The organism is Paenarthrobacter sp. FR1, assembly GCF_051106045.1.
In the GTDB taxonomy this organism is placed as follows: Bacteria; Actinomycetota; Actinomycetes; order Actinomycetales; family Micrococcaceae; genus Arthrobacter; species Arthrobacter nitroguajacolicus_A.
In genome coordinates this window covers 168,468-189,648 of record NZ_JBPFSF010000007.1, presented here as the reverse complement: position 1 = coordinate 189,648, position 21,181 = coordinate 168,468, and the positions used below count along the sequence as shown (strand labels likewise).

Below are 21,181 nucleotides of genomic sequence, written 5' to 3'. Positions count from 1 at the left end.
CTTTCGAGGACAGGCCCGCTTTGTCGTGTGGACTACTTCTTCTTGGCGGCCGCAGGCTTGGCCGCAGCCGACGTGGCTTCCTTGGGGCTGTCGGCTTCCTTCATTTCCTGTTCCGCCGTGGCCTGGATCAAGGCCATGAGTTCAGGATCCAATCCCGGGGCAAACTCTTCCTTGCGTTCCGGCGAGATGGTCATGGGGAATCCGTCAGGCATCTGCTGGGTGCTGAGCTCCGTGCCGTCGTTGGACGGTGATGCTCCGCGGTAGAGCCTGCCTGCTTCGCTGAGGTTGTCAGCGCTGAAGGTGTACTGAATGCTCTGGAGACCCAGGTCAAGGAGCTTCTTCACTTCGGGGAATTGCTCAGCGTTGGTCTTTGGGATGGGAAGGAGCTTGCCCCAGTTCACGCCCAGGCTCTCCAATGCCTTGGCGTAGGCATTCTCGTGGGCTTGGTCGCGAACGATCAGGTACGCGATGGTGGAGCGCGCCGTCTTGTTGTCCGTCATCTCGTAGATCCGGCACTTCTGGAGCCGGCCCGTGGATTCCAACATCAGGTTGTACAGCAGGTCCAGCACCAGGTTGCCACTGTTGTAGACGTAAGAGCCACTCCAGGGATTCCCGGCGGCGTCCACGGGCAACGCACCTTGGGCGCCCACCAGATAGTGGTGGATGTTGCTGGTGTCCAGGGCGATCTTCAGGGGAGCGGCTCCCCCCGCGCCCGGCTGGTCCACAGGATCGGACTTCTTGCCTTGGTAGCGGGGAGAACCATCGAGGAGTTGGGAAATGGTGGTTCCGATGAGCTCCACGTGGCTGATCTCTTCTGTACCGATGCCCTGAAGGAGGTCCTTGTAGGGCTTCGAGGCAGCGTCTCCCCGGAAGTTCATGCTTTGGAAGAGGTACTGCATCATGGTGCGCATCTCGCCGAACTGTCCGCCCAGTCCTTCCTGGAGGGCGTTGGCGGCTGCGGGATCTGGCTCGTCAGCAGCGATTTCATTGATGAGAAGTTGGGTGTGCAGGTACATGCGTTTCCTCACGTTGTCTCATGCTATGCGTGGGATGGAAACCCTCTGCTGGCCACCCCGGACCCAACTAACATAAGCATGCTTACTATTTACGCGCAAGGAATTTCATGGGAAATCGGGATCGCCTAGCCCGCAACCTGGTTGGTGAGTGGTGCGCCGTCTTTGAGCGCGCTGATGTTCGCCTGGACCAGTTTCGCGGAGCCTTTGGGGCGGTTGCCTGCCACGTGGGGCGTGATGATCAGGTTGGGCGCGTCCCACAGTTTTGAGTCGGCGGGAAGCGGTTCAACCTTGGTGACGTCCAGCGCGGCGGCGCGAAGGCGGCCCTCGCCCAGCGCGGCCAGGAGTGCGTCCTCGTCAACGGTGGCGCCGCGGCCTACGTTGACGAAGACGGCGGTCTTTGGCAGGGCGCCGAGGACCTCCTCATTCAGGGCGTCGGTGGTTTCGGGGGTGGCGGGCAGGATTGAAATCAGGACATCGGTGGTACGCAAAACGTCGGGCAACTCCGTTGTTGAGTGGACTGGGAAACCGTAGCGCTCACCCTTGGAGTTGGCCACGCCGGTGACTTTCGCGCCCAAGGCGGCCAGGAGGGGAGCGAGCCGCCCCGCGATGGAACCGAAGCCCCAAATGGTGACGTTGGCGCCGTCGAGCGTGTAAAGCTGTTCGGTCGCCGGGTTGGACTGGGCAGCGTTGTATGGCTGGTTCCACGTGCCGGCTTTCTGGGATTCCAGCAGGATGTCGAGTCGGCGAATCGCTGCCAGCACCAGCGCCAGTGCATGTTCAGCTACCGGGCCGTCATGGAGTGAGCGGCCGGAGGTGATGGCCACGGCGTCCGCAAAGCCGGCGGCGAGTACGGAGTCGGGGCCGGCGGCGAGGGTCTGAACCAGCCTCAGCTTTGGCAACTCCCCGGCGGCGTCCGCCAGGTTCTCTGAGGAGTTCCGCCACACCACCAGGACCTCCGCGTCGCGGTGCTCGCTGGGGATGGGCTTGTCCACTGCGTAGACCACCACGTCGTCGCCTGACGCGGCGAGATCGGAAAGGTCCAGTTCGATGGTGTCCGGGACGAGGATTTTCACGGCAACTCCAAGGTTCATGAGCAGTGACGGTTTGCTCTCGAGGCTACAGCTTCGTTCCGCCGGAGATCTTCTCCAGCTTCATCCCTAGCAATGTGACGGCGAACACGCTTATGGTTGTAGGACGTTCGACGTGGCACGTAGCACGAACGTCCATCCCGAGGTGGCATATCACTGCAATCCCTGAAGCAATACATGGGTGTGATCTGCCAGCTCGGAGCCGATTCGAAAGGACACTGGATTTGAAATCCATACCCCCTGCACCATCGCTCGCCCGCCTCGCAGCTGCCGGCACACTGAGCTTGGGCCTCCTTGCCGGGCTGGGTCTTCCAGCCACCGCCGCCCCTATCCCGCCCAACAACCCCACGGCGGCGCCGGGTACCTTCACCGAGGCCAACATCGGTGCCGACCGCACGGCTGCCAACTTCTTCTACCGGATCCCAGCCCTGACGTACTTGGGCAACAATGTGGTGCTCGCAGCATGGGATGGGCGTCCGGGATCAGCCGCCGATGCTCCCAACCCGAACTCGATCGTCCAGCGACGCAGCACCGATGGAGGCCAGACATGGGGGCCAGTCACGGTGATCGCCGCCGGGCATGTGGGCGATGCCAGCGGACCCAAGTACGGCTACAGCGACCCCTCCTACATTTACGATGCTGAAGCCGGAAAGGTCTTCGCCTTCTTCGTCTACTCCAAGGACCAAGGCTTCGGCGGCAGCCAGTTCGGCAACGACGACGCCGACAGGGCGGTGATCTCCTCAGCTGTCATCGAGTCCTCCGATGGCGGGGTCACCTGGAGCCAGCCCCGGCTCATCACCAACGTGACCAAGCCCGGGACCAGCAAGACCAGCCCGGCGGCCGGTGATGTCCGCTCCAACTTCGCCTCCTCCGGCGAAGGCATCCAGCTCAAGTACGGCCAGTACAAGGGCCGGCTCATCCAGCAGTACGCCGGCGATGTGCGCCAGGCCGACGGCACCAACAAGATCCAGGCCTACAGCGTGTACTCCGATGACCACGGCGCCACGTGGCACAAGGGTGCCAACGTCGGTGACCGGATGGACGAGAACAAGACAGTGGAACTCTCCGACGGACGCGTGCTCCTGAACTCCCGGGACAACGCCAACCAGGGCTACCGCAAGGTGGCCATTTCCACTGACGGCGGCGCCACCTATGGTCCCGTCACGCAGGACACGGAACTTCCGGATCCCGCCAACAACGGTGCCATCGCGCGCATGTTCCCTCATGCAGCGCAGGGCTCAGCCGACGCCAAGAAACTCATTTTCACCAACGCCAACTCCAAAACCGGCCGCGAAAACGTCTCCGCTCGCATCTCCTGCGACGACGGCGCCACTTGGCCGGGCGTCCGCACCATCCGTGCGGGTTTCTCCGCGTATTCCACGGTGACCCGACTGGAGGACGGTAAGTTCGGTGTGCTCTATGAGGGCAACTACACAGACAACATGCCGTTCGCGAAGTTCGACGACGCCTGGCTGAACTACGCCTGCGCCCCACTCTCCGTCCCGGCTGTCACCACCGCGCCGGGAGCTACCCAGCAAGTTCCCGTGACCGTGACCAACCAGGAAGCCACCACACTCTCCGGGGCTACCGCAACGATCTACACGCCCACCGGCTGGGCAGCCACCACGGTGCCGGTTCCGGACGTCGCGCCCGGTGCTTCGGTGAGCGTCAACGTAGCGCTGACGGCACCGGCCAACGCCAGCGGTCCGCGGAACCTTAATGCCGCCTTCACGACGGCGAACGGCCGGGTTTCGCAGTTCACCTTCACTGCCACCGTGCCGGTGGCTCCGCAGGTGGGCCTGACCATCACGGGAACGGCGCCGAGCCGCGACGTCGTGGCCAGTCCGTACCAGGTGGGTGAGGTCCTCAGCTACTCGCTCAACGTCAAGAGCACCGCCAACGTCACCGCCAACTCCGTACCGGTTTCCGGAACGTTCGACTCCGGCTTCCTGCCGCCGTCGGCCCCCAACTGCCGGTTCAACAACCTGGCCGCAGGCGCCAGCTACAACTGCACCACCGCCAAGCATGTGATCACGGCTGCCGACGTCCAGCGCGGCTACTTCGTGCCGGAGGCGAGCTTCAGCGTCACAGCCAGCACGACGCCGTCGCTCACCAAAACGGTGCCGTTCACCGGCGCTGCGGTCGCGTTGCGCGACGGTCTGCTGACGGCCGACATCAGCGGGGCGCGTGCCGACGTCGGGCGTGACCTTGCCACCCAGCCGTACGCGGCCGGGGACCTGGTCCCGTACACCTTCACGGTGAAGAACACGAGCCCGCTGGTGGAGAAAGTAGTGCCTACGGCCGGCAACTTCAGCCCCTTCCTTCCGGATGGCCCGGGCAACTGCCGCTACGGCGTGCTCCCTGCCGGTCAGAGCTACCAGTGCACCACTCCGCGCCACACCGTGACCGCTCAAGAAGCCGAGCAGGGCTTCTTTGTGCCGGCGAGCACGTGGGAGATCAGCTCTGCCGGCCAAACCACTAAGACCATCGCCGTGAACGGCGGCGAAGTGGACCTCAAGGTTCGGGAGCCCAGGCTTGACGGAACCGTGTCTGCCGAGTGGAGCGACGCCGACGGGGACCGGTTCGCCAGCGTCGGAGATCCCGTGACTTACACGTACACCGTGGGCAATGCCGGGAACGTCGCAGTGACCGGATTGGAGGCGCCGGACGCGGGAATCTCGGAAGCCATGCTTGCGGCAGGATCCACTGTGACTGCCACGCGCGAGCATGTGCTCACGGCAGCGGACGTTGCTGCCGGAACCCTCGGTGCAGTTTCCTTCGAGGCCAAAGCGCACAACGGATCCCGTGAAGTTGCCGCAGCTGCTGAAGGTGATCCGCTGGTACTGGCCGTGCAGCCGACCCAACCGGTTGCCGAGCCCGCGCTGACCGTCCAGGAACTGGGCACTCCACCCACTGATCTGGGAACTGCGGACAAGTACCGCACGGGGCAGAAGGTGGTGCTGAAGGGCCTCGACTATGGGAACTGGTACTACGTGTACCTGAACAAGACGAGCTACCGCTTGGGCTGGATCTTCCCCACCACGGACAACACGGTGGAATTCATCCTTCCCTCGGACGTCAAGAACGGGCGGGACGATGTGGTGGTCCTGGACAAGGATGGCGTCCAGGTCTCCTTTGACCGGCTTCAGGTGACGCCCAAGGGGTAACGCTTCGCAGCGTGGACGGGCGACGGACCGCGGGACATTCCTGCGGTCCGTTGTTTGTCCTTCCATGACGAATCACCCGTCCTGTGACAAGACAAAATTCCTGAAATGTGCTGTATGTCATATTCGGCTCTCACTAGGTACTCTGTGACTCGGCTGGTTGCGCATTTTTGACAAGAACTGTCACTAATCCAACCAACTCCAGTTGACAGGCCTTGGCGATGGAGCCCGGGCCTCCCTCAGTGAAAGGTGCAACCACTCGTGAAATCACAAGGAAAGAGCTTCGTCAGAAGCGGGGGACTTCGGAAGGCCGCGGCGCTCGCCGTCGGACTGCCGTTGCTGCTCTCGTCGATGGCGATGCCGGCCCAGGCCGCTCCCGGCCCGGAGACGCCCGGGAATGTTGCAGGTGTGGCCAAGAAGAACCTTGACCCCAGCGCGTATAAGGACGGCCGCTACATGGTGGTCCTTGCCGAGAAGCCTGCGGCTACTTACGACGGCGGCACGGCGGGTCTTGCGCCGACCAAGCCGGAGGAGGGCAAAAAGCTCGACGCCGACAGCGCCGAGGTGAAGGAGTACCAATCGCACCTGCAGCAGAAGCAGCAGGAAGTCGCGAAACAGGAAAACATCACCATCGAGCGTGACTTCACCACCGCCGTCAATGGCTTCAGCGCCAACCTGACGGCGGACCAGGCCATCAACCTGGCCAAGGACCCCAAGGTCCTCATGGTGGCACCGGACACGCAGTACGCACCGGATTACTCCACCACCGATTTCCTGAAGCTCAGCGGCCCGAACGGCACCTGGGCCACCCAATACGGTGGCCAGGAAAACGCCGGCAAGGGCACGGTCGTGGGTGTTATCGACACCGGCTATACCCCCTCAAACCCGTTCTTTGCCGGTGAACCGGTTGGTCCGCTGGTCGGCAACCCCCAAGTGGGCGTTCCCTACCGCACCGCCGACGGCAAGATCGCCATGCTCAAGGCTGACGGCGATACCTTCATAGGTGAATGCCAGCCCGGCACGGATACCGGTGCCGACTACGATGGCAGCGCCTGCAACTCCAAGGTCCTGAGCACCCACTACTTCGCTGACGCTTTCCTGGAGACCGTTCCGCCGGAAAACCGCGCCCCTGAAGAAGTCATCTCTCCCGTGGACGTGGACAGCCACGGCACCCACACAGCCAGCACTGCGGCAGGCAACGCCAACGTCGATGCCGTGGTTGACGGTCGCAGCTTTGGAACCACCAGCGGCATCGCACCCGCCGCCAAGCTCTCTGTCTACAAAGTCTGCTGGGAAGACACCGACCCCGCCACGGGTGGTTGCTATGGCTCCGCCTCCGTTGACGCGATCGAGCAGGCCATCCTGGACGGCGTGGACGTGTTGAACTACTCCATCTCCGGTTCCACCACCACCACCACGGACCCCGTCTCGCTGGCATTCCTGTCCGCAGCGTCCGCTGGCATCTTCGTGGCAACCTCGGCCGGTAACTCCGGGCCCACCGCCAGCACCGTGAACCACGGAGCCCCCTGGCTGACCACGGTTGCGGCTACGTCCTTCTCGCAGGAACTCCAGGGCACTGTTGAGTTCTCCGATGGCAGCAAGTTCCGCGGAGCGAGCATCATGAACCGCGAGGTGAGTGGGGCCGGCGTCGTGCTGTCCACCAACGCCGCCAGCGGCCAAGGCAACGCGGCCCTGTGCGCTCCCGGGTCCTTGGACCCGGCCAAGGTGGCCGGCAAGGTTGTTGTCTGTGACCGCGGAGTGGTTGACCGCACCGCCAAGAGCGCCGAGGTCCTGCGTGGCGGCGGCGTCGGGATGATCCTGGTGAACCTGACGGATTCGTCCCTGGACACCGACAAGCACGTAATCCCCACTGTCCACGTCAACCCGCCTGCAACGCAGACCATCAAGGACAAGGTCACTGCCAACCCGGCCATCACCGTGTCCCTGTTGAACCGCGACACCACGGGCCTGCCTGCCGAAGCGCAGCCGCAGATCGCTGGATTCTCCTCCCGCGGACCGCTGCTTGCCACTGATTCGGACCTGCTCAAGCCCGACGTATCCGCTCCCGGCGTTGCCATCCTCGCGGGTGTTTCACCGATCGGTACCGGTGGCGACGACTTCGGCTTCCTCTCCGGGACCTCGATGGCGTCACCGCACGTTGCCGGCTTCGGCGCACTGATCCTGGGCAAGAACCCACAGTGGTCCCCGGCCACCGTGAAGTCCGCCATGATGACCACCGCTGGTCCGGTCAAGTTGGCCAACGGCGCCGTCAACAAGGACGTCTTCGCCACCGGCGCGGGGCAGGTTGACCCCGCGAAGGTCCTCAGCCCGGGCCTGGTCTACGACGCCACTACCGAGGACTACCTCAAGTTTGTCCAGGGTACGGGCATGGACCTGGGTATCGAGGGGCTGGGCACCACACAGCCCCGCGACATGAACGTGCCGTCCTTCGCACTCGGAAACCTCGCAGGCAAGATCGAGGTCACGCGTACTTTGACGGCGCTGACGGCGGGCACTTACCGTGCAACGGCCAACGTTCCCGGAGTCAACGTCAAGGTCACGCCGTCCGTGCTGACCTTCGGCGCACCCGGCGAAAAGAAGACCTTCAAGGTGCAGTTCGAAAACAAGAACGCCGAACTGGGCAAGTTCGCCATGGGTTCGCTGAGCTGGCAGGGTGCCAACAAGACCGTCACCTCGCCCATCGCAGTGCGGCCACAGTCCGTCATCGCGGACAAGGCACTGGCGTTCACGGGAACGGGCCCCAACGGTTCCGGCACCATCAACATCACCTCCGGTACCAACCTGCCGGTGGGCGTGACCATTGATGGCCTGTCCAAGGCGGACTCCTCCGCAGTTGAGTTGGTTCCGGGCCCGTTTGCCGGCGAAACCAATGCGTCCAACTACGTGAAGAAGGTGACCGTTGGTGAGGGCAGTGCCCTGGCCAAGTTCTCGGTCATCTCCTCCAACGAGGCCGCGGACTTCGACATGCTGGTCCTGACGCCGTCCGGCCAGCAATTGCCGGCCGCAACGGCCTCGGCCAGCGAAACCCTGTCCGTGCCCAACCCAGCACCGGGCGACTACTACGTGTTCGCCAACCTCTATGCGAGCCCCAACAACCAGCCCACCAAGGCCACTGTTGATGCTGCGGTCCTGGGAGCCAACCAGGGCAACGCCACCGTGACGCCGAATCCGATCCGACTCGCCAACGGCAAGACGGGCCAGATTTCGCTGAACTGGAAGAACCTGGAACCAGGCTCCTACATTGGCCGACTCACCTTCGCAGGTACCAGCGAGCCGAGCTTCGTCACGGTCATGGTCAACCCCGGCGGAGCTGTTGTGGTTCCGGATGAGGAAGACCCCAAGAAGGACAAGAAGGACAAGAAGCCGCGGGGCAAGATCCGCGGCGATGAGCCGACACAGAGCAATAACGCCGGCTAAACCCCTGCAAGACACGCAAATGGGCTGAGGACTCCCGAATCCGGGCGTCCCCAGCCCATTTGCGTGTCGCGAGCCGGAAGGTGTGTCCTAGACGGCGCCCGTGGAGCCTCCGGTATTGCCCAGCAGCGCAGCCAAGGTCTTCCACCGTGCGATCTCGCACCCGTCCGTCCGGCTGAAATGGCTGTGGACTTTGCGTCCACGGAACCAGCCCTTGACCACCGCAACCTGCGGACCGCCATACTGCTGCGTGCAGATCCGGTCCGGCCGTGGCTCGGGAAAGAAGATTTCCTCCCCGAACTGTTCGACGGCGGCAAGCGCCGCAAGCGCGTCCGGCAAGTTTGAGTGCATCGAATCCGGGTCGGGCGAGAGGAGGCCGGCAGCGGACCGTAGGTGGAACTCCCGACTCTCAGCGCCAGGTGCCTCTGTCAGCGTGACCGTGAGGTCGACGTCGTACTCGCTGCTGGCTGGCTCGCTGTTCTTTTCGGAAACCATGGTTACCTTTCGCTGGTGGCGGCGGGTGCTCCGACCATGAAACCGCTCAGCTCGTCCAAGAGCGGTTCTACTGCCTGGAGCACGCGGGCCCGCAGCTCCTGTGATTCGGCCGCGAAAGCCCGCTGGTACTCAACGTACTCGGCCTTGCCCTGTGGTGTCTCAATCCTGATGGGCGGGTAGCCCCATTCTTCAAGATCGTACGGAGAGGCCTGCATGTCCATGGCCCGGATCCGCCACGACAACTCGAAGCAGTCCATCACCAGTTCACTCGGCAGGGCCGGCGTCAGCTTGTAGGCCCACTTGTAGAGGTCCATGTTGGCGTGCAGGCAGCCCGGTTGTTCCATGGTCCGTTGGTTCTCGCGGGTGGGCGTGAGCTCATTGAGCGGCAAAGCGTCCGGAGTGTAGAAGCGGAAAGCGTCAAAGTGGGAGCAGCGGATGCGGTTCTCTTCCACCACCGTGTCCGTGCCTTCGCCTCCCAGCCGCAGCTTCAGGTATTCGTGGCGCAGCTCGAACTTCTCCTGCCGGTACACCATGGCCCACTCGTGCAGTCCGAAGCAGCCGAATTGGGCTGGACGCTTCGCTGTCCCCGCAAGGATGATGCCCGCAAAGCGAACCGCTTCGGCGCGGTCGGCCAGGAAGCCGGCCCGGTCGAAGGTGACCGCCGGTGTACCGGGGGACAATCCCAGAGAGGTGAGTTCGCCGTCGTCGAGCATCCGGTAGAACTTCCAGTTGGCGCGCTCAAGGGCGTGAACGCCGCTGAGGACCACGCCGTCGCCCGGGTGCCAGCGCAGCAGTTGGCCTGGCTTCTGGGTGTAGTAGGTGAAGAGGAAATCCTCCACGGGGTGTTTCTTGCCGGCCGAGCGCCGGGCCAGGTAGGGATCTGCGTAGCGCGCGACCCGAGCATGATGGGCTGCCTCCAGCCCGAGCCATTGCTCCTGGGGGAGGTGCTGCTGCCTAGAGGCCGCCATCTGATCCGAGGATGCTCTTCGCCGCATCCCAGAGCGCTATCTGGCAGCCGTCCGTGCGGCTGAAGGCTGCGGTGACTTCCTTGCCGTCCACGGAGCCGGTCACCTTGGCCGTCGCGGGACCGCCGTACTGCATGGTGCAGGCCTGGTCGGTCTTGGTGGGGGCCGGGTTGAGGATGGCCGGGTTGTCCTTGATGGCAGTGCACGCTTCCGCGGCTGATGGGTGCTCGCTTTCGGCCGCCGGCGTGCCCGCTGCGCACACGAGCGTGAAGGCCTTGAGCGGGGCATCCGGAGCCTCGAGGAGCGTAATGGAGAGCTCGGCGTTGCCCTGGCCGGGGGTGGCTGGCTGGCTGCTGGGGGAGGCGCTGCCGGGGGCTGTGGGGCTGCTTGAAGCAGCCGACGACGACGGCGCTTGGGTTGCGCTTCCCGTGGACCCTTGAGTGGGGGTGCCTGAGCATGCGGCGAGGCCGGTGACGGCCAGTACTGCCAGCAGGGGGCCAACAAATCGCATGCGCATGGAATCTCCTAGGTTGCGTCCATTTTACGTGGCACTTTCGGTGCTCGTTTCAAGAAGACCACTGAGGCCGTGCGCTTGGCTAGGGAGTTGTGCTTCCGATTGGCTAACGGCTGGCGCCGTTTTCCATGGAGGGGGCATCGCTCGGGTGGGCGCCGCTTCGCTGGGTTGCCGCGATGAGGCCAGTCATGGCTTGGTGAAGCTCAGCGACCTCCTCGCGGCTTAGCTGCAGGCGCTCGCGGATCTCGCCCGGAACGGCTGTGGCCTGCTCGCGGAGCGCGGCGCCCTTGTCCGTCAACCTGATGGCCAATGCGCGCTCATTGCCGGTAACGCGCTCGCGGGTGATGAGCTCAGCCTCTTCCAGGCGCTTCAGGAGCGGCGACAGTGTGGCCGGTTCATGCAGAAGGCTGTCGCTGATGTCCTTGAGGGTTCTGGGGCTGCGCTCCCAGAGAGCCAGCATTACCAAATACTGGGGATGGGTGAGGCCGAGCCGCTCCAGTACGGGTTTGTAGACACCTACCACGCTCCGCGAGGCGACGGTGAGGGCGAAGCACAGCTGGCGCTCCAGCAGGAGGTCATCGGTGTCCTGGGTGGTCTCGCTGACGCTGGTCATGGCTGCCTCCTGTGCTCGCTGCGGCAATTAGTTAGTGTACTAACAATTAGCGTACTATGGAGATGTTGAACCGTCTAAAAAGGAGTCGATCTGCGTGGCAAAGGAATCCCTTACGCGGAAGTTCATGCGCGCCACTGGCAAGTTCAGGGTCATCTTTGGTCCGGCCCACAGCAGCTCCCTTGATCACGAGATGACCGAGGCCAACCGGAAGCTGCTGGTCCAGCGCCAAGCCGAAGCGCAGCAGTGGGAGACCCTCCGTCGCCCGGACGGCAGCACCTACGTGGTGCCCCGCAATCCCGACGACAAGTCCCTGCGGTAAACGCTCCCCACCTTCCGCCGAGTTGACAGTTAATGCCCATGTTTCCTGGGAGTATTGCCATCAACTGTCAGTTCGGTGTTGACTGCACTGACCCGGCCGGCCGGCGTCGACGTTCCAGAAGGCATGGTCCTGGCAGCCGGGCAGGCGTTCTAGGATCCCCGCGAGATGACAGTTAATGCCCATTCTTCGGCGGAACATTGTCATGAGATGCCAACTCGGCGTTGACTTTGCTTAGCTCAGGGCCGCGCCTTTTTCCTTTTCCGGGCGTAAAATTACCTCACTGAACGGCACGCACCAGCCCTGCCGCTTTTTCGCTCTCCGGTAAGAAGGGAGGTGGAAAACATGGGACGCAGAATGGAAGGCTTCGTCCACGTGACCGAGCGGCTGCAGTCCGTTTTTGGACCGGCAACCCACGGCGACACGGACAGCCCCGTGGTGCATAAGCATGATGATTTCGAGTCCGCTTCAGAGGAAGACCTGAAGCATTTCGATGTAGAGACTGACTCCGAGGGTCATCATTATGCCGTCCGGAACGACGATCCTGGCCCGACCACCACTGACTACTCCCTGTAACGGGACGTGAAATGCCGAAGGACCGGACCGCGAACTCCGGTCCTTCCTTAAGTGATGACTGGTGCGCCACCTTGACCCTGCTTTGGTGGCCGTGCCACTGTTGAGCAACTAGTCAGCATGCTTATTATGTGAAGTGCACGGTAGGTGCTGATGCAAAGGGGGACGTCAATGAGTTTCCAAGAAGATGCAGCAGGGGTTCCGGGCAGTTCCGCGCGCCCGGACCGGGGCAGTTCCCAGGACCGAGTGCTTCCGCCGCCGGCGCCAGGTCATGCCCGGCCCACCCGCACCGCCGCCTTGTGGGTGGCGGTGGCTGTCGGCTTGGTGGTCCTGGTGATGCTGATCGTGTTCTTCGTCCAAAACCAGGACATGATCACCGTCCGGTTCTTTGGGCTGGAAGGGACGCTGGCGCTCGGCACCACGTTGTTCATAGCGGCTGTGGGCGGGGGCGTGCTGGTTGCCCTCGCAGGCGGCGCGCGGATCCTCCAGCTGCGGATGAGCAATCACCGCCGCAAGAGGACAGTGGGCGGCACGGGACTGGCGCCTTAGGCCATTAACTGCGGAAGGACCGGAGCGTTTGCTCCGGTCCTTCCGCAATTTAATCCCGACGGCGGCACTCCCTGACGATGTAAGTCCGCCGGGGTGGTGTGTCGTCCTAGCCTTCGCAGTCGGTGCAGTAGGCGACGCCATCTTTTTCGCGTGCGATCTGCGAGCGGTGACGGACCAGGAAGCAGGAGTGACAAGTGAACTCGTCGTTTGCCTGCGGAATGACCTGGATAACAAGTTCTTCAGCGACGATTTCGCCGCCGGGGCCGTTGGCGTCAAGGCCATCGGTTTCGTCCAGTTCAAGCACGACACTCTTGGCCGTGGGAGCGCTGGCGGACTGGAGAGCCTGGAGGGACTGCTCCTGGTTCTCTTTTACATCGGTACGGAGTTCGTCGTAATCGGCTGCCACTTTTTAATGCCTCTTCGTGTTAGGGGGTTACCGGGTATGCAACGTACAGCATGCCACGAAAATTCCATACCATACCCCAGTTCTACCGCTTGTGGCGAAAACCACGTGGGTGGCGGCCCGAAAAAGCCGCCACACACGGTGTTTTCGCCCTGTATTACCGGAGTTCGATGTCCAGGGTTTGGAATTCGTCGGCTGCGTGGCGGCCTACCAGCAGGCGGAAGGTGCCCCGCTCAAACTGCCAGCCGCCGTCGTAATGTGCAAATGCTTTGGCGGGGACGCGGATTTCCACGCTGTCCGTACCGGCCGGGGCAAGGTGCGTTCCAGCGTAGCCGGCAAGCCAGCGGACCGGGCGTTCAACCGTGGAGAGCGGGCGGTCCAGATAGACCTGCACAACCTCGCGGCCTGTCCGCGTGCCGGTGTTCTTGATGGGCACGTGAACCACAACGTCGTTCCCCGCGGTAACCACCTGCGGTGCGTGGGCTGTGCCGAGCTCGAACGTCGTATAGCCAAGGCCATAACCGAAGGGAAGAGCCGGAGCGGCGCCACCTTCGGCTTCCTGCTTGAGCCACGCACGGTAGCCGAGATGGATTCCCTCGGCATACACCACTTTGCCGTCGACGGGCGTGGTGCTGAGCACCGGAACATCCGCCAGCGCTGCCGGCCAAGTGGTGGGAAGGCGGCCGCCGGGCTCTTCGATGCCCAGCAGGATGTCGGCGATTGCGCTGCCGAATTCCTGGCCTCCGAACCACCCGAGCAACACTGCGTCCACCTTGTCGAGCCATGGCATGAGGACCGGCGACCCGGAGTTCACCACAACCACCGTGCGCGGGCTGACCGCGGCCACAGCTTCCACCAGCTGGTTCTGGAAGCCGGGAAGGTCAAGATCACTGCGGTCAAAGCCTTCGGACTCAATCGCCGCGTTGGTGCCCACTACGATCACAGCGACGTCGGAGTTCCGGGCAGCGTCCACGGCGGCGTCCATCTCGGCCCCCGGATCCGCAACCACCGTCTCCTCGCCCAGCAGGATCGCCGTGAACGGGATGACCTGTTCCTTGGGCAACTGGTACTCGGCCTCGATCCGAACAGTCTGGCCCACCGAGGTTTCGAGGGCGTGGACGGTTTTGGGGGGATCGAAGAGTGCCGCGCCGAGGACTTCGGTATCGTCCTCAAGTTCGCTGTTGAACACTTCCGTGCCGTCCAGGACAAAGCGGATCCGGCCCACGGTGCCGACGCCCAAGTGGTGGACGCCCGCTGTTTCGGCAGTCCAGTCCGCCTCCATGCGGATGGAGGCGGCGCCGTCGGGAATTCCGATGCCGAACCAGATCAGGTGCGAGGCCAAGCGGTCTTCGCCGGAGATTTCGGTGCCATCTTCCGCCAGGAAGGTCACGCGTAGCCCAGGCTCCCCGGAAACAGGATTGTGAAGGGACTCGCGAGGGAACGCCTGGATGCCCTCGGCCACCTTGGCGCCGCGCGCGTAAGTGACCTTGACGTCGTCGGGCAGCGCCTTCCGCAGGCCTTCCAAAGGCGAGACGGTGTACTTGGGCATGACGGTGGCACTTCCACCGCCCTGCGTGCGGGCTTCGTCGGCGTTATGGCCGATCACGGCCACGCTCGTGAGCGCCTTGGCATCAAGGGGGAGGAGGCCCTTGTTGCGGACCAGTACGGCACCGCGGACTGCCACTTCACGCGCGACGGCGGCCCCGTTCAGTTCGGTGGGGAGCTGGGTAACTGCGGGTTCGAAACCTTCCAGTGATCCCACTCTGGCAGCGAGCCGCAGGATGCGGGTGACCTTTTCCAGGATGGCGTCCCGGCTGACGCGCCCGTCTTGCACGGCAGCGAGCAGCTTGGGGCCCCAATGGCCTGCCGGACCGGGCATTTCCAAATCCTGGTGCGCATTGGCGGCGTCGACTGACCGCACGCCGGTCCAGTCGGAGACGACGACGCCGTCGAAGCCCCATTCGGTGGACAACGGCGTTTCCAGGAGCTTGTTCTCGCTGGCTGTGGTGCCGTTGATGGAGTTGTACGAGCTCATCACCAACCAGGCACGGGCTTCGGTGATGGCGTCCTCGAAGGCTGCCAGGTAGAGCTCGCGCAAGGGCCGCTCGTCCACCACGGAATCAGCCGTGAAGCGCTCGCTCTCGGCCTCATTGGCCAGGTAGTGCTTGGGAGTGGCGCCAACGCCCATGGACTGGACGCCGGCAACATACCCCGCAGCCATGGTTGCGGTGAGCCTCGGGTCCTCGCTCATGCACTCGAAGTGACGGCCGCCCAGCGGGGAACGGTGCAGGTTGATGGTGGGGCCCAGGACGGCGTGAACGCCCTTGCGGCGGGCCTCCTGGCCAAGGACCTGGCCGTACCGGCGCGCCGTTTCGACGCTCCAGGTGGCGGACAGGGCGGACGACGACGGCAGGGAAACGGAGTCGTGCCGCTCATCGAAGTCTTCGCCGCGGACACCGGCAGGGCCATCCGACATGACCACGCGGCTCAGGCCAATGTCCGGGATGGCGTGCGTGGACCAGACGTCCGCGCCGGTCAGCAGTTGGATCTGCTGCTCAAGGGACAGGCTCTGGGCGAGCTCACGGATGCGTGCTTCGGCATCCGGGGAGCCGGCAGGCGGTGCCGTGGCTGCAGCTGCGAGTGTGGGATTCATTTACTTGACTCCTTTGATTCGTGTGACGAGGAGGGCGCCGATGATGCCGACTGCCGCACCACCGAGGAACAATGCGGGGTACCCGCCCACGGCGATCACGGGGAAGGCGATGGCCGGCACCAGGGACTGCGGAAGGGCCTGGGCGATATTGAAGACACCAAAGGTCTTGGCATTCTCGGACTGGTTGCCAGGCAGGAGGTCCGTGATGAGGGCTACGTCCACCGCGCTGAAGACGCCGAGGCCGAGCCCCAGGATGCCCTGGCCGACCAGAACCTGACTGGTATTGGTGCTGGTGGCAATGACAACCAGGCCCGCCATCATGATCAGCGCCGAGATGATCACCATGCTCTTCCTCTTACCAATGCGGTCACTGATCCAGCCGCCGGCGAGGCTGGTGATCACGGTGCCTGCGGAGCTCACCAGCGTTGCCTGGAAGACCAGGCTGGTGACCTGGCTTTCGGCGACTTGGAGGTGGTCCGTGAAGAAGTACGGCAAATAGAGCAGCCCTGCGCAGTACCCGACGTAGACCATGAACTTGGTCAACCATGCCCAGCCCAGGCCGGGGAACACCCGGGGGTTGAAATAGAACGAGCCGATGATCTCCTTGGCGTTCAGCGGTGCCGGCTTCTCCGTGAGGACGCGGTCCTTGAACGTAAATGCGAAGGCGACAGCTACTGCCGTCCCAACGATCCCGGGGACAACAGCCATCTGCATGGCGTTGTCGAACATCTGCGCGAAGAAGGCTGCGGCAACCAGGCCGATGGGAAGCGTCATGCCGATGAGGCCTGAAAGGCGGCCGCGCTCCGACGGGGCGGCTTGATCGGGGAGCGTGGCCACCAGGGCGGAGAGTGCCGCGTTGAAGCCCAGCTGTGCTACTACCCAGGCCACCAGGACCGTGAGGACGTTGGTGCCGGAGCCCAGCATGAAGAGGGAGGCCAGTCCCACGAGTGATCCGCCCACGATCCATGGTTTGCGCATGCCAAAGCGGGATGTGGTCCGGTCGCTAAGGCGTCCGAACAGCGGGTTGGCGAGCAACGCGACCGTTGCGCCGACGCCTGCCACGAGGCTGAGGGCCCCGGCGCGCGTATCCGGGGTGGTGATTTCCGAAACCTTGATGGCCAGGACCACCAAGGCCGGAGCGAGGACGGCCATCCAGAGGCCTGCGCTCGCGATGGGCATGCCGATGACGTAGGCGCGGGAAGCTGCCGTGGGCGGGGTGCTGCCGGGCTCCGTGCCGAGGGTTTCCGCGCCTGCCGGTTGCGGATTGAGTTTGAGGGCCACATTGCCTCCTGATGAACGGGTGACCCACCGTTGGGTCTCGAGGAATGACTCTAGCTTCAAAAATCTAGTGTGACTAGGTTTTAAGGAAAAAAGTCGAGTGATGCTCGATTTTGAACCGTGAAATACACTGTTCGGATGTCAACGTCGAGGGCCCGGGGCCAGTACGCCAAGGGAGCGGAACGCCGCGAACAGATCATCCAGACGGCAACCGATGTTTTTGCCACCGAAGGTTTTGAAGGAACGGCGCTCAAGCGCGTGGCCGAACTGGTAGGCGTCAAAGAAGCCACCCTGTTCCATTACTTCAAGGGAAAGCAGGAACTCCTCACCGCCGTGCTGGCCGAACGTGACCGGCGGTCCCTGACTGCCAGCGGGCAAGAAGACGTTGGTGTGAACCTCATGCCGTCCATCGCAGAGCGGAATGTACGCGAGCCTGGCCTGACCACGCTCTATGCCGTGGCGTCAGCAACGGCCAACGATCCCGGGCACGATTCCCACAGCTACTTCAAGGAACGCTACGAGACGGTGGTTCGTGACATCGCCGCTGACATCGAACGGCGCCAGGCCTCCGGAGAGGTCCGTGCCGACGTCGAGGCTGTCATGCTGGCCCGGCTGACCGTTGCGGCCTTCGACGGCCTGCAATTGCAGTGGCTCTACGACAAGTCCGTGGATATGGCTGACGGCCTCCGGCAGCTCATTGACGTCCTGTTGGCACCCACGGATCGGAGCTCGGCGCAGCTATCCGGTTTGTGAATCCGCACAGAAGATTCTACGCTGCGTAGAATTACTGCATCAGCGATGAGGGCAAGCTTGGACGCTGCCTCGGAGGGCGGGAGGGACCATGACGGCACGCAAAGCGCGTTTCCTGCGCGCTTGGGCCGGCGCCGCCGCCGCTACCCTCATCGCCGCCGCCTCCCATGCGTTGGCAGGAGGAAACCCGCCAGCGGTGCCCGTCCTGATGCTGTCCTTGGCCCTCTCCGGACCAGTGTGCATTGCCCTTGCCGGGAGAGTGTTGTCGCTGTGGCGCCTAACTGCCGCCGTGGTAACGAGCCAGGCCCTCTTCCACGGCCTGTACAGCCTTGATCCGACATCCCACCGCGACGTTGGGATGCTGGCCGCCGCCGGAGGGCATGCCGGCCATGCGGTACACACGCTTCCTTCAATCTCCGGTCCCTTGGACCATGCCTCTCCCATGATGGGCCTGGGGCACTGTCTCGCAGCCGTTGCCACCATTGCCGTCCTCCGCTACGGCGAGGTCACCGGCGTGCGCCTACTGACTGCCCTTGGCCTGAGGCTGATTCCTTTCCTGAGGATCATCCAGCCTTTGGCTGTGGAACCCGGGGCCAGCGTCATCCCTTCGGACTGGGCTGTCCGCCCGCTGCGGAATCTGGGTATTCCGTTCCTGACCATGCGGCACCGTGGACCACCGATGCTTCCTGCCCTGTCCCAGGCGCCCGGCGCCTTCGTCACCTCTTAAGCCCCGCCAGCCCAGCTACGGGCGGCGATCCCTTTCACGGACTGCCGAACCTTTGCCACAGGCCGCGGGGCGGGAAGCAGCCATGGCAAGACAAATCTTGCGCAAATTTTCATGGCGAAACCCAGGACTCAGCGGACCTACGCTTGCCGTCATACTGCTGTGCATGGCCTTCGGGCTGGCCACTGCGCCGGCGGCGTCCGCCCACGACCAACTGGTTTCGTCCACCCCTTCCACCGGCCAGCGCTTGGACGCGCCGCCGTCGGGCATTGAACTGAAATTCAGTGCCCCGCTACTGGCCATCGGCCACGAAGTCCGCGTCGTAGATGCGGCATCAAACAACTGGGTCCAAGGAGAGTCTGTCCTGGACCGCGGGACCTTGACCCAACCGCTCGCCCCGGGCATGCCCGACGGGGAGTACCAGGTCAGGTGGCGCGTGGTATCCAGCGATGGCCACCCCATCAACGGCAGTTACTCATTCCTGGTGGGGGCCGGCGCCACAGCCGGCGCCATTACGGCCCCCGGAAACACGGCCACCTCCGGCGTCCCCTCCGGATCGGCCGAATCCGGGGACATGGCGTCCACGGTCCAGGTACCCGATTGGCTGATTGCTGCAGCCCTCGGGGCGGTCGCAGGCCTCGCCTTGTACCTGGGCTGGGGACTCTTCACGCGCCGACGCCGGTCCAGCCCGCGGGACGGCTAAGTCACCAACCTGCCGTCCCACCTGTTCCGGAGCTGTTTCAGCCCGATGCAGGACACCATTTCAGAGAGAGCATCACTATGACAAAGAGAAAAATCCTTCCCGTTTTGTCCCTCCTAGCAGCGGCCTCGTTGGCCCTTTCAGGTTGCGGACAAAGCGACGCACAGACCTCCACCACCCAGTCCGCTTCCCCCAGCCAGTCATCCGAGCCATTGACGGTGAGTGACACGTGGATCAAGACTGCCGACTCAGGGATGTCAGCGGCCTTCGGGTCGATTCGGAACACGAGTGACAAAGATGTGACCATCGTCAGCGCGGCAGCACCGGTGGCCACCATGGTGGAACTGCACGAAACCGTGATGGGTTCGGACGGCACCATGAAAATGCAGGCAAAACAGGGTGGCTTCGTTGTTCCGGCACGGGGCGAACTCAAGCTCGAGCCCGGAGCCAACCACATTATGCTCATGGACCTGACAAAGCCCGTCCAAGCCGGTGACGAGGTCACGTTCGAGCTGAAAACGTCCGACGGCGGGACGGTCACCTTTACTGCCCAAGCGAAGGACTTCTCGGGTGCCAATGAGAACTACACGGCGGGCGAAGGCAGTGGGTCGGCAACGCCCGCGCCGTCCAAGTAGGGCAGCAGCTGTGGCAACTCCCGGACGGGAAAACACCACACCCAAGCCCGGAGCCGGAGTGCGGCGGCGGCACCTCCTCTTTGGCGGTGCTGCCGCGGGTGTCGGAGCATTGGCCGCCGTGGGCACGCAACTCGCCGGGAAGCCGGTCCCACTGCTGCCAAGTGATTCCGGGGACGGGGCGAATGGTGCCAGGACTGTGCCGTTCCACGGTGACAGGCAGGCGGGCGTTGGCACCGCTGCCCAGGCCCACGGTGTCTTCCTTGCCTTGGGCCTGAAGGAAGGGACAACGCCTGAGCGGCTCAAGTCCCTCCTGAAGCTGCTGAGCGACGATGCCGCGAACTTGACCCAGGGAAAGGCTGCACTGGCCGATACAGAGGGCGAATTGGCGCTCCGGCCTGCACGGCTGACCGTCACGTTCGGCTTTGGTCCTGGCCTGTTCCGGGTTGCGGGTACCGTGCCGGTCCCGGACGGCTTATCCGGACTTCCGGCATTCTCCATCGACAAGTTGGTACCGGAGTTCTGCGGCGGGGACTTGTTGCTGCAGATATGCGCCGACGATCCCCTTTCGGTTGCGCATGCGCAGCGTATGCTGCTCAAGGACGGCCGCCGTTTCACCACGGTGCGCTGGGCCCAAACAGGGTTCCGCCGCGCCTACGGAACAGAACAGTCCGGAACCACCATGAGGAACCTTTTTGGCCAGGTGGATGGCACATCGAATCCAGCGCCGGGGAGCGCGGAGTTTGAGAGGGTTGTCTATGGCGACGGCGGTACCGGGTCGTGGGCACCCCACGGAACCTCCCTGGTGATCCGCCGGATCAGCATGGACCTGGACAAATGGGACGAGCTGGACAGATCCGGACGGGAAGAGTCCGTGGGCCGCAAATTGGCGAACGGCGCTCCATTGACGGGCACGGCTGAGCACGACGAGCCGGACTTTGCCGCCGTCACGCCCGTCGGGTTTCCAGTCATAGCCGATTTCGCCCATCTGCGCAGGGCACGCCCGGAAGACCCGTCCCAGCGGATCTTCCGGCGGGCCTTCAACTACGACTCCGTTCCCGGGGCCGGGAGCGTGTCAGATTCCGGATTGATTTTCGCGTCCTACCAAGCGGACATCGGCCGGCAGTTCGTTCCCATCCAGCGCCGCCTCGACGAGCTGGACCTGCTGAATCTATGGACCACGCCCGTGGGTTCGGCCGTCTTCGCGATTCCGCCGGGATGCGCTCCGGGCGGTTTTGTCGGCGAAGGGCTTTTCGCCTGAAACACATGAAGGACCGGAGCGCTGGCTCCGGTCCTTCATGTTGCCGTAGCGG

Annotated in this window: 19 protein-coding genes; 10 read left to right on the top strand and 9 right to left on the bottom strand. The window is 63.8% G+C overall.

The features are described from left to right. Positions 1-32 precede the first annotated feature (32 nt). A complete protein-coding gene (locus ACR30Z_RS15235; RefSeq protein ID WP_434373355.1) occupies positions 33-1,016 on the bottom strand; it encodes a manganese catalase family protein in 984 nt (327 codons plus the stop codon). A gap of 125 nt (positions 1,017-1,141) precedes the next feature. Further along, a complete protein-coding gene (locus ACR30Z_RS15230; protein ID WP_144650117.1) occupies positions 1,142-2,089 on the bottom strand; it encodes a phosphoglycerate dehydrogenase in 948 nt (315 codons plus the stop codon). Between the two features lie 239 nt (positions 2,090-2,328). Here ACR30Z_RS15230 and ACR30Z_RS15225 point away from each other — a divergent pair, with 239 nt between their 5' ends. Further along, complete coding sequence (locus ACR30Z_RS15225) at positions 2,329-5,271, top strand: exo-alpha-sialidase (protein ID WP_434373354.1); 2,943 nt, start codon at positions 2,329-2,331, stop codon at positions 5,269-5,271. 348 nt (positions 5,272-5,619) lie between these two features. Next, entirely contained in the window at positions 5,620-8,706 is a 3,087-nt protein-coding gene (locus ACR30Z_RS15220; protein WP_434373388.1) for a S8 family serine peptidase, read from the top strand. Between the two features lie 87 nt (positions 8,707-8,793). On the opposite strand, the gene ACR30Z_RS15215 is transcribed toward ACR30Z_RS15220, so the two are convergent. From ACR30Z_RS15215 to ACR30Z_RS15200, 4 genes are all read right to left on the bottom strand, one after another. Continuing rightward, on the bottom strand, positions 8,794-9,198 hold the full coding sequence (locus ACR30Z_RS15215; RefSeq protein WP_144650118.1) for a serine protease inhibitor: 405 nt from the start codon (positions 9,196-9,198) through the stop codon (positions 8,794-8,796). 2 nt (positions 9,199-9,200) lie between these two features. Further along, entirely contained in the window at positions 9,201-10,166 is a 966-nt protein-coding gene (locus ACR30Z_RS15210; RefSeq protein ID WP_434373353.1) for a 3-methyladenine DNA glycosylase, read from the bottom strand. Continuing rightward, complete coding sequence (locus ACR30Z_RS15205; protein ID WP_434373352.1) at positions 10,153-10,680, bottom strand: SSI family serine proteinase inhibitor; 528 nt, start codon at positions 10,678-10,680, stop codon at positions 10,153-10,155. Before ACR30Z_RS15205 ends, ACR30Z_RS15210 begins: the two co-directional genes overlap by 14 nt. Before the next feature lie 103 nt (positions 10,681-10,783). Continuing rightward, on the bottom strand, positions 10,784-11,290 hold the full coding sequence (locus tag ACR30Z_RS15200) for a MarR family winged helix-turn-helix transcriptional regulator (protein ID WP_434373351.1): 507 nt from the start codon (positions 11,288-11,290) through the stop codon (positions 10,784-10,786). 94 nt (positions 11,291-11,384) lie between these two features. Between ACR30Z_RS15200 and ACR30Z_RS15195 the strand changes: the two genes are divergently transcribed. From ACR30Z_RS15195 to ACR30Z_RS15185, 3 genes are all read left to right on the top strand, one after another. Then, the gene (locus ACR30Z_RS15195) at positions 11,385-11,609 is read left to right on the top strand and encodes a hypothetical protein (protein WP_144650127.1); all 225 of its coding nucleotides are present in this window, start codon (positions 11,385-11,387) and stop codon (positions 11,607-11,609) included. A gap of 342 nt (positions 11,610-11,951) precedes the next feature. Continuing rightward, positions 11,952-12,182, top strand: a complete 231-nt coding sequence (locus ACR30Z_RS15190; RefSeq protein WP_167510458.1) for a hypothetical protein — start codon at positions 11,952-11,954, stop codon at positions 12,180-12,182. A 168-nt stretch (positions 12,183-12,350) separates the two neighbouring features. Then, positions 12,351-12,728, top strand: a complete 378-nt coding sequence (locus ACR30Z_RS15185; protein WP_434373349.1) for a LapA family protein — start codon at positions 12,351-12,353, stop codon at positions 12,726-12,728. A gap of 106 nt (positions 12,729-12,834) precedes the next feature. Here the strand turns inward: ACR30Z_RS15185 and ACR30Z_RS15180 are convergent, their stop codons facing one another. The 3 genes from ACR30Z_RS15180 to ACR30Z_RS15170 all read right to left on the bottom strand — a co-directional run bounded on the left by ACR30Z_RS15180 (position 12,835) and on the right by ACR30Z_RS15170 (position 17,065). Further along, positions 12,835-13,134, bottom strand: coding sequence for a DUF4193 domain-containing protein (locus ACR30Z_RS15180; protein WP_011773410.1), 300 nt, complete (start codon positions 13,132-13,134; stop codon positions 12,835-12,837). Positions 13,135-13,288: 154 nt separating this feature from the next. Further along, the gene (locus ACR30Z_RS15175; RefSeq protein WP_434373348.1) at positions 13,289-15,784 is read right to left on the bottom strand and encodes a beta-glucosidase; all 2,496 of its coding nucleotides are present in this window, start codon (positions 15,782-15,784) and stop codon (positions 13,289-13,291) included. Beyond that, entirely contained in the window at positions 15,785-17,065 is a 1,281-nt protein-coding gene (locus ACR30Z_RS15170) for an MFS transporter (RefSeq protein WP_434373347.1), read from the bottom strand. Positions 17,066-17,200: 135 nt separating this feature from the next. Here ACR30Z_RS15170 and ACR30Z_RS15165 point away from each other — a divergent pair, with 135 nt between their 5' ends. The 5 genes from ACR30Z_RS15165 (at position 17,201) to ACR30Z_RS15145 (ending at position 21,129) form a co-directional block, all read left to right on the top strand. Further along, the gene (locus ACR30Z_RS15165; protein ID WP_434373346.1) at positions 17,201-17,815 is read left to right on the top strand and encodes a TetR/AcrR family transcriptional regulator; all 615 of its coding nucleotides are present in this window, start codon (positions 17,201-17,203) and stop codon (positions 17,813-17,815) included. Between the two features lie 88 nt (positions 17,816-17,903). After that, positions 17,904-18,539 carry a hypothetical protein gene (locus ACR30Z_RS15160; protein WP_434373344.1) on the top strand — a complete coding sequence of 212 codons (636 nt, stop codon included), beginning with the start codon at positions 17,904-17,906 and terminating at the stop codon, positions 18,537-18,539. A gap of 163 nt (positions 18,540-18,702) precedes the next feature. Next, a complete protein-coding gene (locus ACR30Z_RS15155) occupies positions 18,703-19,239 on the top strand; it encodes a copper resistance CopC family protein (RefSeq protein WP_434373342.1) in 537 nt (178 codons plus the stop codon). A 104-nt stretch (positions 19,240-19,343) separates the two neighbouring features. After that, positions 19,344-19,871, top strand: coding sequence for a copper chaperone PCu(A)C (locus ACR30Z_RS15150; protein ID WP_434373341.1), 528 nt, complete (start codon positions 19,344-19,346; stop codon positions 19,869-19,871). A 10-nt stretch (positions 19,872-19,881) separates the two neighbouring features. Then, a complete protein-coding gene (locus tag ACR30Z_RS15145) occupies positions 19,882-21,129 on the top strand; it encodes a Dyp-type peroxidase (protein ID WP_434373340.1) in 1,248 nt (415 codons plus the stop codon). The last annotated feature ends 52 nt before the right edge of the window (positions 21,130-21,181 follow it).